The organism is Streptomyces longwoodensis, assembly GCF_001514125.1.
GTDB lineage: Bacteria > Actinomycetota > Actinomycetes > Streptomycetales > Streptomycetaceae > Streptomyces > Streptomyces longwoodensis.
This window is the reverse complement of the sequence record NZ_KQ948550.1, coordinates 401450-414749: the sequence shown is the minus strand read 5'-3', so window position 1 is coordinate 414749 and position 13300 is coordinate 401450. Positions and strand designations below refer to the sequence as shown.

Below are 13300 nucleotides of genomic sequence, written 5' to 3'. Positions count from 1 at the left end.
TGGCCTGCCACCTCGGCACAGCAGATGTCAATACTGATCCCCGCCGCAGTCCTCCACGCCTCACCGCCTACCGTGCACCAGCTCGTTAGGGCCGAGAATAGGCCTCGAACCCGACCGACGCCGCTTGGTGTGCAGACCCGGGACGGCCGCGAACCGGAGCCCGCGACTGTACGGCACCACCGCCGAGGCCGAAGCCGACCTGACCACCGGCAGCGAGATCTGGCACCCCCAGCAACAGCATTCGCCGTGCGCCCTCTGACCGGCCCCCGCGCGTCACGACACCCCGCCGGACGGAATCTGCCAAGCTGACCTGGCGGGTCTTGCCGACACCGCTACGGGCCCTGCCCCCGCTGCCTCCCCGAGACAGAGGGGGCAGGGCCCTTCGTGTTCCGCCGCGCACTTCGCCCATACGAGTGGCGGCCAGCTCCTGCCCCCTAGCACAGCACTCCGGCCAGCCGGATTGGTGACGGGGATGATGAAGAACCGGTCGGTAGTGGGCTGCCGGGACCTCCCAAGGGTTCTGTCCCTCGGCGGGGGGCAGTGACGCAGGGACCCTAGCGGTGTCGGCAGGATCCGCCAGGTCGGCTTGCCGACTCCCTGCGGTGCGGGCTGAATATGAGTGGCTGCGCGTTGCTATCTGGGTGACAACTGCCGAATACGAGAGTGGCTGCGATGCGAAATGCCGTGCCCCCGGCGGCTGCCGTGCCGGGGGCAGGGCAGCCGCCGGGGGCCAGGCGACGGTGCGACGCAGGGGCCGGTTCAGCCACTGAGGAAGGTTGGCCGACGGATTGAGAGCCCACGTCCTCGCCCTCGAAAGCGGCACCCAGACTCGGGGGGTGTGCGCGTCCTGGACCCGCCGGGCCGCGAGCACCACCCCGGAGCGGCGGACGTCGTCCAATCGCCTCGCACAGCCCGGCCGTCATCTCCCGGGCATGGGCCGCAGTCAGCGGCGGCCGCCCCGGGCCGACGCCGTGCTCCCGGTCCTCGTTGTGCTCGCCCACGCTTCCATCGTCCTGCGCGCCGGCGGGCTCCATCGGGGCGTCAGCGTGAGACCAGGTGCGGTGGCTCTGCGGGTGTCCTCTGCCACCGAACCCGGATCGTTTGCCAGCGATGTTGGACAACTACGGGGGCTACGCAACTTGCTGGTCTATGAGACTGGGGGGTGCGCTGGGCGGCCCTAAGGGAATTGGACGTCGGAAACGCTGACGAAGAACTCGCCCTTGAAGTCGTGTCCGGCGTCGCCGCCGCCCCAAATGTTGACGATGGCGTGTCGTCCCTGCCGAGTTGCCAGTAGCTCAGTGGTGTACTGCAGTTGCTGGTCGGCGTGTGTGCCGCTGCCGTGGTACTCGACCATGAAGGGCGTCGGCTCCAGCACGTCCCAGGAGATTCCCTGGGTCGGGTCCCAGCCCTCTCTGGTAATGAACCACTGGTGTGTCCACTTCGGGCCCATGTGGTTCTGCCGGTAGTTGTAGGTGAAGGTGTGCCGGCCGTCGACGGCTTCCAGCGTGCTGGTCGGCCAGTCGCCCAAACCCTCCCCGCTGGCCAGGTCCAGGCCCTTGAAGGCGGGATTCGCTGCCGATGCCACGTTGGCTCCCTGGAAGAACTTGCGGTATTCCAGGTACCCGCGGGCCTCATTCCACGGCGGGTTGCCGGCTGTTCCGGCAGGCACCACTTCCTGCCAGGTGGTCGAGGTGTTCAACTCGCGCGCCTTCCGGCAGATCGGCGCATCGTCTTCGTCGCGGATCGCCCGGATTGCTCGGCTGGCCGGAAACTCCAGACTCCCGTGTCGCTCCCGGCCCTCTCCGCGATCCTCGGCGCGCGCAGGGATATGCGCGCTATAGGGAGTGGATGTGGACGTGTTGACGGTGACCTCATCCGTGAACGGCCCCCAGGCGCCGTCCGTGTGCCGAGCCCGGATCTTCACCCGGTATTCGCGGGCGGGGGTCTCTCCAAGGCACACCCAGTGCCGGTTGGCCGACTGCCAGTGCGGATACCAGGCCGCCCAGTACAGATCCACCGTCTGCGCGGGACGTCCGTCCAGCCACACCTCGTAGTGGTGCGGGTAATCCGGGCTCCCGTTGTTCCAGTCGGACGGCTCCGCGGTGCCCTGGTCGGGGGCGTTTGCGCCGATCCGCCAGGTGAGTGAGATGCCTTCAAGCTTGATGTCACCGTCATCGCGGTAGGTAGCCACCGCTCGCATGTCCGCCGGGTAAGGCTGCTGCATCTTGGGAACTCCTCCAGCCGCACGAAATGGGCGGTCCAGCACGAACCGTGCCGGACCACCCCTACTTCCACTCATCAGAATATTTACACCGGCATATGCCGCAAGTGCGGTACGCCACAGGTGGCATGCAGAGGCTCCCTGAAGCCAGGCCAGGGATCCGGGCCGCTCCGGGCCGCGCCCGGCACCGCAGTCACCTCATTCCGTCCGCCCATGGCTTATTGAAGGTGTCCGCCGTGGGTCGGCAGGTGCGAGCACACGCCGGCGCGGGTCGACTTCCATTCCGTGCACTCACCAGGACGGTCGGCGTCCGCCTGCGGCAGACCGGGAAGAACTCCCTTGCGCAGGCCGAACTCGCACTTCGCGTGGCACTTCCTGGCCAGGTGGCCGTCCTGCGGCCGGTCCCACGGGCCTCTTCACCGCACACACCACAGGAGACGAACGGGGAACGGCACCTTCTTTCCGGCCGGGGCCGTTGGAGCGTGGTCGTCCGGTGCGGTGAGGATGAGGTCGCGCGGCGGCCTTTCGACGTCCGGGCCGGGTGGCGGTGGACTACCAATGGTGCGCGGGGACGCCACTTAGGCCAACCGGCGTTCCCTCGCTCCGTTGCCCCGCTTCTCTCGCCTCAGGTTGGCGCGGCCGGCGACCGAGACGGCTCAAGTACTGGCCTGCTGCGCTTGAGCCGCATGTGTCTGGCGCATGAGCCCGGAGAAATTCAAGATTCGTTTTGCGACGGATATACAGTCCCGCTGAAGAGTGATCCCAGCGCCAAGATGGGGCTGGGTTTTTGTCGTGTTCACCGAGAGCTCCCGAGTCCTTTTGACGATTTCCAGTCTGTGCTGTAGTCCGTGCGGCGGGTTTAGCGTGCGAATGCACGAACAAGGGCCTCAAGTTGACTGAGGTCGCGTCGGTGGTCGATTCAGCACGTTCGCAAGAGCCTGGCACGCCTTCTAGGGGCGGCGCCCGTGAGTAGCACTCCGCTGCCGGCCCTCTTTCAAGCGGCCGTTGCCATTGTCGGATCGCAGTGGCGTCTCCATCGTGAAAGTCCGCTACGCCAGCTGACGCACCGGTCGGCCGGCCATCCCGCGCTCCGACCGCAACAGGTCGGGCGGGCATCCGCCTGGCACCATCAGTTCGAACGACCCCGCATCCACTACGTCGCGGGCGCTCTCCTCGTGGGCCTGACGTGCTCGGGGTGCGCCCTTGGGGCGCACCCCGAGGACTGGGGAGTCCGTGAGGTCGTGCCGACCTTCGCGGCCCGGACGTCGCAAACATTGCCAGGGGGGCACGTCGGCACGGTCAGCTGGTCACGGGCTGGGCTGGCCGGAGAACCTCTGCGACGAGTCGGCGCGCGTACGCGGCGTCGAGTCGGTCAGGACGGAAGAGGATGCGGTACATCAGGGGTGCGACGACGCGGTCGATGACCGTCTCGATGCCGGGCGTCTTCTCACCGCGTTCGGCTGCTCGGCTGAGGATGAGGTTGATCTGGTCGGCGGCGTAGGCCGAGCACTGGCCGGCGTTGCTGCCGTCCGGGTCGCCGAGGAGCGCGTCACGGGTGTAGGCGCGGCCGGCGGGAGAGGCCATCTCGTCGAGGAACTGCTCGGCCCAGGCCGTCAGGTCGGACGCCAGGGTTCCGTGTGCCTCAGGCGCGGTGTCGGGCCGCAGACGCTCGACGGCTACGTCCGAGAGCAGCTCCTGCAGGTTCCCCCAGCGGCGGTAGATCGTCGACGGCGTCACGCCGGCATGCTGGGCGACCAGCGGTACCGTCAGGGCGTCCCGGCCCACTTCAGACATGAGTTCACGTACGGCGGCATGGACCGACGCCTGAACCCGGGCGCTGCGCCCCCCAGGGCGCACCATCTGCCTGCTCATGGAACCCCACTTTAAAGCAAAATCATTGCGTCTATCGAGTCGTACCTCTCCATGGGAAGGTCTTCCTCTGCGGCCCCCGGCCGGCGGGTCAGTGACGAATGTGGCTTCGGCCCGGCCGAGTGGTGAGGCCGGGCCCGAGCACTCGTTCACGTCGTGGGCGCGAGCTCGCGGGCGGGCCGGGTCTGCTCGTAGGCGTGGCCGACGCGCAGGAGCACGCTTTCTTCGAGCGGTCGCCCCAGCAACTGCATGCCGATCGGCAGGCCCGCCGCGTCGTGGCCGACCGGGACGGACAGGGACGGCAGCCCGGTGATGTTGGCAGGCGATGAGAGGCGTACGTAGGCGTCGGAGACGCCCTCGACCGTGCCGTCGGCCCAAGTGATGCTCTCCTGGCCGGCCTCGACCGCGGTCGCAGGGACGGTGGGAGCGACGATCAGGTCGACCTCCTCCAGCATGCGTGCCCATTCCTGCCGCATGAGGGTGCGGGCGCGCTGGGCGCGCAGGTAGTCCCCGGCGGGCATCAGTTCGCCGGCCTCGAGGAGGATTCGGACGTCGGCCTGGTACAGCTCGGGGACCGTGCGAAGCGTGTTCTCGTGGTAGGCGGTTGCCTCGGGCACCATGAGGCCCCACTGGGTCGCCCGGATGTACCGGGTCATGGGAATGCCGACCTCGACGAGCCGTGCGCCGAGTGACTGAAGCCGGCCGATCGCACGTCGTGTGGCGGCCTCCACCTCCGCGTCGACGTGGTCGAAGTAGTAGGTGCGTGGCACACCTATCCGCAGCCCCGTCAGGTCCGCGCCCGCGCCCGGCCGGTAGTCCACGGCCGGGGTGGCCAGGGACGCGGGGTCGCGCGGGTCGTGTCCGGCCAGGGCGGTCAGGACCAGGGCCGCGTCCTTTACGGTGCGGGTGATCGGGCCTACGTGGTCCAACGACCAGGACAGCGGCGTAACGCCGTGGCGGGGGACGAGCCCGTACGTCGGCTTGAGACCGACGACCCCGTTGAGCGCGGCGGGCACACGGATTGATCCGCCGGTGTCGGTGCCCAGGGCGAACGTCGCGGCGCCCGCAGCGACGGCGACGGCGGACCCGCCACTGGAACCGCCTGCGATCCGACCGGTGTTCCAGGCGTTGTGGGTCTGCGGTGTGGTCAGCCCATAGGCGAACTCGTGGGTGTGGGTCTTGCCGACCAGAACCGCGCCGGCCGCGGCCAGGCGGGCGGCGACGGCGCTGTCGGCCTGCGCACGGTGGTTCGCTCTGACGCGGGAGCCGGCTGACGTCGCCGTACCGGCGACGTCGATCAAATCCTTGAGAGCCATGGGGATGCCGTGCAGCGGGCCACGGTACCGGCCGGCCGCGATGTCGCCTTCGGCTTCGCGTGCCGCACGGCGGGCATGCTCGGCGGTGACGGTGACGTACGCCTGAAGGTGCGGCTCCACCTCCCCGATGCGCTCCAGGACCGAGTCGGCCAGTTCGACGGGGGACAACTGCCGAGCCCGGATGGCGTCGGCTGCTGCGCTCAGGGGCAGTTCATACGGCTGCATCGTGGTTCTCCTGTTCGGCGCGATAGGCGGGAGCAGGCGGTGTGTCCGCGAAGTCCAGCTCGCGCAGAACCGCGACGACGGAGTGGATGTGGCGGGCGGTGGTCGCGACCACGGCGTAGCGGTCGGCAGGCAGCGGGAGGCCGACGCGGGCGGCCCAGCGGGCCGCTTCCAGCGGGGTGAGTTCGACTGAGGACATGACGCTCTCCCTCTAAGGCTAAACATTTGCGTTAGTAGACCTTAGGGGCTACGGTGCCTTAAAGCAAATCTATTGCGTTTGCGCCAAGGAGTCCCGTGCCCGCCGTCACACCACGCATACCTGCGCCATCCAGCCACCCGGGTGCCGGGAGCCGTACCGCCCACCGCGCGGCTCCCTTCGCCCTGCACGCCTCGATCCTGGCCGCCCTCCTGGCGGCCTCCAGTGCGCCGACCCCCCTCTACCCCCACTACCAGGACCACTGGCAGCTGTCCGCGCTCACCGTCACCGTGATCTTCGCCGCCTACTCCCTGACCCTGCTGCTGGCCCTGCTCACCACCGGTGGGCTCTCCGACCACCTCGGGCGGCGCCCCGTCCTTGTGGGCGCCCTGCTGCTGGAGGCCGCATCCATGGTGTTGCTGGCGTCGGCGGACGGCGCCGGAGCGCTGGTGACCGCCCGAATCCTGCAGGGCGCGGCCACCGGCGCGGCCACCAGCGCTGCTGGAGCGGCCCTCCTCGACCTTCAGGACCCCCTGCGTCCGGGCCGGTCCGCCCTGGCCAACAGCATCGCCCCGGTGGCGGGCATGGCCATCGGCGTCCTGGCCTCCGCCCTCCTCGTCCGCTTCGCCCCCGCGCCCACGGTCACCGTGTACGTCCTGCTGGCGGTCCTCTTCGCCGCCCAGGCGATAGCGGTCACGTTCACCGCGGGAACGGCCCGCTCGCACGCCGGCGTCCTGCGGTCGCTGCGCCCTCACCTCGCCGTACCTCCGTCGGCGCGCAGCGCTCTGCTGGGGGTCGGCACCGCTGTAGTCGCCGTCTGGGCTCTGGGAGGCTTCTACTCCTCCCTCGGACCGGCACTCGTGCACCTCGTGGCCCCAGGTGTCTCTCAGGCGGCCGGTGGCGTGGTCTTCTTCGTGCTCACCGCCGCGGCCACGATCACTGTGTGGACAGTGCGGTGCGTGCCGCCGCGCGCCGCCGCCATCGGCGGGTGCCTGTCCCTCATCCCGTCCGCGGTCCTGAGCCTGCTGGGTCTGCACGGCGCCGGCCTGCCCGCTGTCCAGGGCGGCGCGGTCCTGGCCGGAGTCGCCTTCGGGGCCGTCTCCCAAGGGGCACTGCGCATGACGCTCACCTCGCTCGACGAGCAGGACCGCGCCGCGACCCTGGCCGCCTACTACGTCCTCAGCTACCTGTCCATGAGCCTGCCCGCCATCGCCGCTGGAGCCGCCACCCAGCACTTCGGGCTGGATACCACCGCCCACGCCTACACCACCGCCGCCGCCCTGCTCGCCGTCGCGGCCCTGGCGGCACTCGCCAGGTCGGGACGCGGAGCAGCCCACGGCGCGCACAGCGATCTTCCGTAACGATCTTCCGTAACGAGAGACCAGGAAACGGCCCATCATGACCACTCCACCGGCCATCGACCCGACCGCCACGCCCTCCTGGACCGTGGGCGACGTCACCGTCCACCGCATCGACGAGATCCTCCTGCCGCCCGCCACCGGACCGTGGCTGCTGCCCGGTGCCACCCCGGGTGTCGTCGACCAACAGGGGTGGCTGCGCCCCCACTTCGCAGACGACGAGGGCTTCCTGAACATCGACAGCCACAGCTTCGCGTTCACTGTCGACGGGGTGCGTGTCCTGGTGGACACCGGCATCGGCAACGACAAGGAGCGGGCCAACCCCGCCTGGCACAGGCTGAACACCGGTTACCTCCAGCGCCTCGGCGCCGCCGGATTCCCTCCGGACCGCATCGACCTGGTGATCCTCACCCACCTGCACGCCGACCACGTCGGCTGGAACACTCACCAGGTGAACGGAGAGTGGGTTCCCACCTTCCGCAACGCCCGCTACGTCACCTCGCGTGTCGAGCGGGAGTTCTGGAGCGGGTACGACATGGAGGAGGCGCGCCGGCAGATGTTCCGTGACTCCGTGATTCCGGTGGAGGAGGCCGGGCTGCTCGACCTCGTCGATGTCCCTGCCGAGGGCGTCGAGGCCGTCCCGGGGCTGCGCCTGATCCCCACCCCCGGGCACACCCCCGGCCACATAGCCGTTGAGCTGACCAGCCGAGGAGAGACGGCTGTGATCACCGGCGACTGCGTCCACCACCCCGTCCAGCTTGCTCACCCCGAGATCGGGGCCTGCGTCGACATCGAGCCCGAGCGGTCCGAGACGTCGCGCCGCACCCTGCTCGCTTCGCTCGCCGGCACGGACACCCTCCTCCTGGGCACCCACTTCGCGCCGCCCACCGCCGGCCGTGTCGTCACGCATGAGGGCGCCTACCGACTCTCGCCCGTCCCCGCCGACTCGCACTGATCCCGTGGCTGCCCCGCCCTGTCCGGCCGACGTTCCCGGCAGTTCGCGCGGTCACCGCGGTCGAACACCGCCTTCGACCAGCGGTGGCCCAGCGCCGCAAGACCCAAGCACCAGAGGATGGTGATCCACCCGTTGTCGCCGATCCCGGTACCGAGCAGCCGTCCGCAACGTCTCCATGGCGGGCGTGAACGACCGGTACCGGGCGATCGGCTGGAACCGGCAGGCCCCTATCGCGACACGCCCTCTGGCTCGGCCGGTACGACACCGCGCCCTCGGGCATCGCGTCCAACGGCGGGCCGGCCGCTTCAGCCACCCCGGACCGCTGCGACCCCGGTGACACGCTGTCACCGGGGCCAGCAGCTGCACCACCCGTACCGGGACGATCACGTCACCCCGGGCGGCCCGGAACGGTCAACCGCTCAGTGATTCCTCGGCGTCCCGGCGCGTCGGCCAGTTGTCCCGCCGCTCCCGGGCCACCTCCGCACGGCTGTCGGCCCGCTCTTCGGGCAGGGAGACCGACGGCGTGAGGGCCGGTGCGGGGGTGGTGGGCTCGGGGAACACGGCGCTGGTGGACAGCGCAGCGTGCCTGGGGGTCCGGTGCACGCGCCGTCCGGCGGGCTCGCCGTCGGTTTCCCCACTCTGGCGCTCGAAGAAGCGGAGCATCTCCACGGGGAACGGCATCACGAGGGTGCTGTTCTTCTCGGCGGAGACGTCCACCACGGTCTGCAGCAGCCGTAGTTGGAGTGCTCCGGGGGTGTCGGCCATCGTCGCGGCGGCGTCGGTCAGCCGCTGGGACGCCTGGAACTCCCCGTCGGCGGCGATGACCCGCGCGCGGCGTTCCCGCTCGGCTTCGGCCTGCTTGGACATGGAGCGCATCATGGACTCCGGAAGGGCGATGTCCTTGATCTCGACGCGTTCGATGCGCAGCCCCCAGGGCTCCTCGGTGGGGGCGTCCATCACCTTCTTGAGTTCCGCGTTGATGTGGTCGCGGTCGGAGAGCAGCGTGTCCAGGTCGGCCCTGCCGATGACGGAGCGAAGCGACGTCTGGGCGATCTGGGAGACGGCGGCAGGATAGTTGCGCACGTTCACCAGGGCCTTGACGGGGTCGATGACCTTGAAGTACACGACGGCGTCGACGGTGAGCGTCACGTTGTCGGCGGTGATGGACCCCTGGGGCGGGATACCGAGGACCTCGGTCTGTACGGACACCTTCCGCATCCGGTCCCCGATCGGCCGGATGACCCGCAGGCCCGGCCCGCGGATGTCCGGCAGCAGCCGCCCGAAGCGGAACACCACGCCCTTCTCGTACTGCTGGACGTTGCGCACGCTCAGCGCGAGCAGAATCAGCCCGGCCACGGCGCACACCGCCAGTACGGTGATCAGAACACCCATGGTTCTCACGTTCCTTACGTCGATGACGGTCCCGGGCCCGAGCGGTCCGGGAAGCACACAGCACGGGAGGACCCCGGCCTGTGGCCTGAGGTGCGGCCGGGGGTCCCGGGCTGCTGCCGAGGCGGGTGTTGGCCCGGCTCAGCCGGGAGAACTCTGCGGTACGCCGGTCCAGGATCCGCCGACTGCGGCCCCGACGGCCGCTGGAGTACGCACGGCCCTCACCCCGCCGTCGGCGCAACGTGAACGGCCGGGATCTGGGGGGCGTGCAGACGGATCGCGGACTTCGTGGTCTTCCCGGGGCGGCCGCCCACCGCACGGTTCAACCGGCCCCGCCGCTCAGCCCCGACAGCGGATCGAGCACGGCTGTCGGCGAGGAACCGGGGGGTGCGGGAGCCGAAGGGACTTGGAGGGGGGCGTACGACCGGGGATCGGCTTGGGGGAAACGGTCGCACTCATGACGCGAACCCTTCTCCGGGCCGATCGCAACCGACCCGGCGTGATCAGATCGCCGAAAGTGACAACGACAGGGGAGCCGGTGCACGAAATACCCTCGGTAACATCAGCCTACTCCGTTGACGGTCCGAACGGACTGCACGTCCGGGCAGCACGGCCCGCCCAGGGCCGGGCAGTGGAGCCGGCCGAGCCGGGTCCGGTGACGACACTCCCGGGCCCTCACCCGGGACGCCGCGGCGCCGGGGGCGGTCCGGTCCGGCGGCCACCGTCAACGGACTGCGACTCCCAAACCCACGCTGTCCTTCACGACGGCGGCCATACTCCCCACCCGCATCGTGCTGAATGCGGACGGCCCGTCCCGTGGACTCCTGGACGGCGCCTGGTGGCCGCGCTCGCGCGGCCTGCTGCGTGAACTACCCGCACTGGCCGACGCGCTGGCCGATGCGTTGCACCCGTCTGGGGCCGCATCACCCGTGTCGCCGTCAACCCCGAGCACCGGCCGGTGATCCGGCCCATGGTGCCCGTCGACGGTCATGTCGTGAAGGTCGGCTGGTTCACCCAGGAGATCGACCCACACAAGCTGCTGCTCCCGTACGGCACTGGACGCTGGGATCTGCTCGTCATCCCACCCGAACCCGGGGTGCGGTCGGCGGCGCGCCTGATAGCGGCCGTATCCGACTACGACGGCCCGCCCTGAGCGCGAGCGCACTGATCGCCGCGGACCGAGCCGGGCGCGCAGTCTCCACGGCCGACCGACCACTCGATCCGGACGAGGCTTGGGAGTACGAGGGCGGTACCTGCGTGACGCCCGAAGCGGTACCCGCACAGCCCGGTGACGACAGCCGCGTGATCATCGGCATGTGAGACAGCAGTCCTGAACGCCCTCTGCCCGACCGCCGGCCGCTGCACTTGAACGGCGAAAGGAGCGACGGGGCCGTTGCCGGTACCCGTTGGGCGATCCGAGGAGCTGGGCGGCATGGTGGCGCCCTTTTCGTCGCTACCCGTGGCGGAGCTGCAGGGCGAGGTCCTGCGTCACTGACACACGGCCCGAAGTCCTTGGAGCTGTCTAGGAGCCGACTCCTGGAACCGGCTCCCAAGGTCCGGCTGCCGACGAGTGCGCAGGAGTGTGCGGTCAGAGCCAGTCCCCGTGCCTGAAAGCGAAGTACAGCGTCAGGGAGGCAACGACGATGACGGCGCTGGAAACGATGAAACCCGACTGGTGTGCGAAGCCGGGGTAGGGAAGGTTCTGTCCGTAGAAGCCGGTGATCGCCGTGGGCACGGCGATGATCGCGGCCCAGCTCGTCACCTTCTTCATGATCAGGTTCATCCGGTTCGCCTGCACCGACAAGTTGGTCTCCATCACCGAGGCCACCAGATCCCGCAGCGACTCCGTCCACTCGCCGGCACGCAGCACGTGGTCGTACACATCTCGGTAGTACGGCAGCAAGGAATCATCGACGATGTCGAGGTCGGGGCGCATGAGGGCATTGACGACTTCCCGCATGGGCAGGACCACGCGGCGGAGTCGGACCAGTGATTTCCGCAGGACGTAGGACTGGCGCTGTACCGTCTGGATCTGCCGACTGCCTTCGGCGAAGAGCAGATCGTCCAGTTCCTCGATACGTTCGTCGAGTCGCCGTACCGCAGCGAAGTGCCCGTCGACGACATGGTCGAGCAAACCGTGGAGCAAAAACGCCACCCCGTGCGCTGCCAGAGCCGGGGTGCGGTCCCAGCGGGCGACCAGCTCGTCGAGGGCGAACGCGGCGTCCTTGCGGACCGTGATCAACGCCTGTGGCGTGAGAATGACCGCGAGTTCGCTCATCGTCAGTCCCGCACTGTCCGGGTCGACGGTGACCGCATAGACACTGAGGAAGTGATGGGTGCGGTAGGTGTCGAGTTTCGCCCGCTGCCCCTCGTGCAGTGCGCCCTCGAGCGCCAGCTCGTGCAGACCGAGTTCCTCGCCGACCGCCGTGAACTCGGCGCGTTCCGGGCGGTAGAGGTCCAACCACACGGTCGTGGACGGGTCCGCCAGATGCTGGGAGATGTCCCGGACCGGGAAGTCCTCCTGGACCAGGGAGCCGTCGCGGTACAGCCGGGTACGGGCCATGTCGCGCACCCTATCGGCACCGGCGGAACTTCGGCGGACACCACTTCCGGGCATCCACTCCGACGGGCGGCACCGCCCCGATCGCTTTGAAGGCACCGCCCGGCACGTACATCCCTACGGCGCCCGGAGCTACGGAGGTGATACCCGGGCTCGTGGCGTTCCTCGCCGCTCCGAGGGCCCTCCACCGGGACCGTGTATGCCTGGTGGGTGCCGGTGTCGGTGAGGATCTGTGCGGCCTCGGTGACGTTGACGGCTCGGTCGCGGCACGGGCGGCCTCGGCTGTCGCGCGCGGTGGGACGACGAGAGGGGAGAAGTGGCCCTGGTCGCCCCGAGTGATCAGGACCGTGTCGTCACCCACCGGCAAGGAGGCGATATGGACGACCTGGCCATCGATCACTAGGCGCGTGGAAAGGTGATCCCAAGCGGTGGCATCCAGTCCGACGCGCATGAGGGGGCCGAGGTGCACTGTCAGCGCGTGGACGAGGTCGGGCAGCTCAGCACCGATGTCGCGGGAACGCGGCCACCACTCACCGTCGATGTTGCCTACCCAAGACCGTGTCGTCTCCAGCCGCGGGAGGACCGTCCCGGGTTTCGCGGCCCGATGGATCGCGTCCGGCAGAAGACCGGGGCGCGAGAGGTATCGGATTCGTTCATGGCGCACGGTGCATGTCGGCTGGTTCGCGGCCGAGCAGGACCGAACAAGGTGATCCGCCTGTTCTGAACGGTGGGCCGCCTGGACCTGCTGGTGATCCCTCCGGGGACGGACCCGGCTGCCGCCGCCCGGCTCATGGCAGCGGCAAGCGTCCCGAGAGGACTCCGCACCGCCAGCAGTCTGACGGCCGACGAGGCCATCAGCTACGACGCGACACATGCTCAGAGCCAGGAAGAGGAATGGGATACCGACGGCGGAGCCGATCTCTTCGTCACCGTGCGGTTCCATGTCCTCGCCCACAACGACGCCTTCTGCCGCGTCGACGTCGAGATCCTCGTACTCGCGCAGTACGCCCCCCGGTGATCGCCCCAGCGTGCCTGCGAGATCGCCGTACCGTCCACCGGTTGCGCTCCGCATGTTGACGCACGCCCGGGACGCTCGCCCGCCCTCACGCTCCAACCGACCTCGCTAAGCGGGGCTTTGGCAGCTCGTCACCAATCAACCTACATCCACTGGCGTTTGTTGCTTGAGATGTCATGGGCATTCTGTATGGGTCTGA

11 protein-coding genes and 2 pseudogenes are annotated in these 13300 nt (G+C 69.3%); 5 read left to right on the top strand and 8 right to left on the bottom strand.

Annotation, left to right across the window (positions count from 1 at the left end; translation table 11 throughout):
• Positions 1–1177: 1177 nt before the first annotated feature.
• The 4 genes from AQJ30_RS06730 to AQJ30_RS06715 all read right to left on the bottom strand — a co-directional run bounded on the left by AQJ30_RS06730 (position 1178) and on the right by AQJ30_RS06715 (position 5827).
• The gene (locus AQJ30_RS06730) at positions 1178–2224 is read right to left on the bottom strand and encodes a lytic polysaccharide monooxygenase auxiliary activity family 9 protein (protein WP_067229884.1); all 1047 of its coding nucleotides are present in this window, start codon (positions 2222–2224) and stop codon (positions 1178–1180) included.
• 1296 nt (positions 2225–3520) lie between these two features.
• Positions 3521–4093 carry a TetR/AcrR family transcriptional regulator gene (locus tag AQJ30_RS06725; protein ID WP_079083874.1) on the bottom strand — a complete coding sequence of 191 codons (573 nt, stop codon included), beginning with the start codon at positions 4091–4093 and terminating at the stop codon, positions 3521–3523.
• 146 nt (positions 4094–4239) lie between these two features.
• Entirely contained in the window at positions 4240–5631 is a 1392-nt protein-coding gene (locus AQJ30_RS06720; protein ID WP_067229879.1) for an amidase, read from the bottom strand.
• Positions 5618–5827, bottom strand: coding sequence for a hypothetical protein (locus AQJ30_RS06715; RefSeq protein WP_067229877.1), 210 nt, complete (start codon positions 5825–5827; stop codon positions 5618–5620). The genes AQJ30_RS06720 and AQJ30_RS06715 overlap by 14 nt, the downstream gene beginning before the upstream one ends.
• Before the next feature lie 95 nt (positions 5828–5922).
• On the opposite strand from AQJ30_RS06715, the gene AQJ30_RS06710 reads away from it, so the two are divergent.
• Both AQJ30_RS06710 and AQJ30_RS06705 read left to right on the top strand, forming a co-directional pair.
• Entirely contained in the window at positions 5923–7185 is a 1263-nt protein-coding gene (locus AQJ30_RS06710; protein ID WP_245726827.1) for an MFS transporter, read from the top strand.
• A 37-nt stretch (positions 7186–7222) separates the two neighbouring features.
• Positions 7223–8137 carry an MBL fold metallo-hydrolase gene (locus AQJ30_RS06705; RefSeq protein WP_067229874.1) on the top strand — a complete coding sequence of 305 codons (915 nt, stop codon included), beginning with the start codon at positions 7223–7225 and terminating at the stop codon, positions 8135–8137.
• 56 nt (positions 8138–8193) lie between these two features.
• Here the strand turns inward: AQJ30_RS06705 and AQJ30_RS39150 are convergent.
• Together AQJ30_RS39150 and AQJ30_RS06700 are read right to left on the bottom strand one after the other, a co-directional pair.
• Positions 8194–8353: pseudogene (locus AQJ30_RS39150) on the bottom strand (ABC transporter permease); the annotation flags it as partial.
• Between the two features lie 195 nt (positions 8354–8548).
• Complete coding sequence (locus AQJ30_RS06700; RefSeq protein WP_067229873.1) at positions 8549–9529, bottom strand: slipin family protein; 981 nt, start codon at positions 9527–9529, stop codon at positions 8549–8551.
• A 788-nt stretch (positions 9530–10317) separates the two neighbouring features.
• Between AQJ30_RS06700 and AQJ30_RS40065 the strand changes: the two genes are divergently transcribed.
• Both AQJ30_RS40065 and AQJ30_RS40060 read left to right on the top strand, forming a co-directional pair.
• A complete protein-coding gene (locus tag AQJ30_RS40065; RefSeq protein WP_402087517.1) occupies positions 10318–10488 on the top strand; it encodes a DUF5994 family protein in 171 nt (56 codons plus the stop codon).
• A gap of 8 nt (positions 10489–10496) precedes the next feature.
• Positions 10497–10679 (top strand): DUF5994 family protein, encoded by a 183-nt coding sequence (locus AQJ30_RS40060; protein WP_404768735.1) that lies wholly within the window; start codon positions 10497–10499, stop codon positions 10677–10679.
• A gap of 435 nt (positions 10680–11114) precedes the next feature.
• Here the strand turns inward: AQJ30_RS40060 and AQJ30_RS06690 are convergent, their stop codons facing one another.
• Both AQJ30_RS06690 and AQJ30_RS39145 read right to left on the bottom strand, forming a co-directional pair.
• Entirely contained in the window at positions 11115–12089 is a 975-nt protein-coding gene (locus AQJ30_RS06690) for a magnesium transporter CorA family protein (protein ID WP_067229870.1), read from the bottom strand.
• Positions 12090–12253: 164 nt separating this feature from the next.
• Positions 12254–12743: pseudogene (locus AQJ30_RS39145) on the bottom strand (DUF5994 family protein); the annotation flags it as partial.
• A 70-nt stretch (positions 12744–12813) separates the two neighbouring features.
• Here AQJ30_RS39145 and AQJ30_RS38910 point away from each other — a divergent pair.
• Positions 12814–13104: a hypothetical protein gene (locus AQJ30_RS38910; RefSeq protein ID WP_067229868.1), complete on the top strand. Its 291-nt coding sequence runs from the start codon at positions 12814–12816 to the stop codon at positions 13102–13104.
• Positions 13105–13300 lie beyond the last annotated feature (196 nt).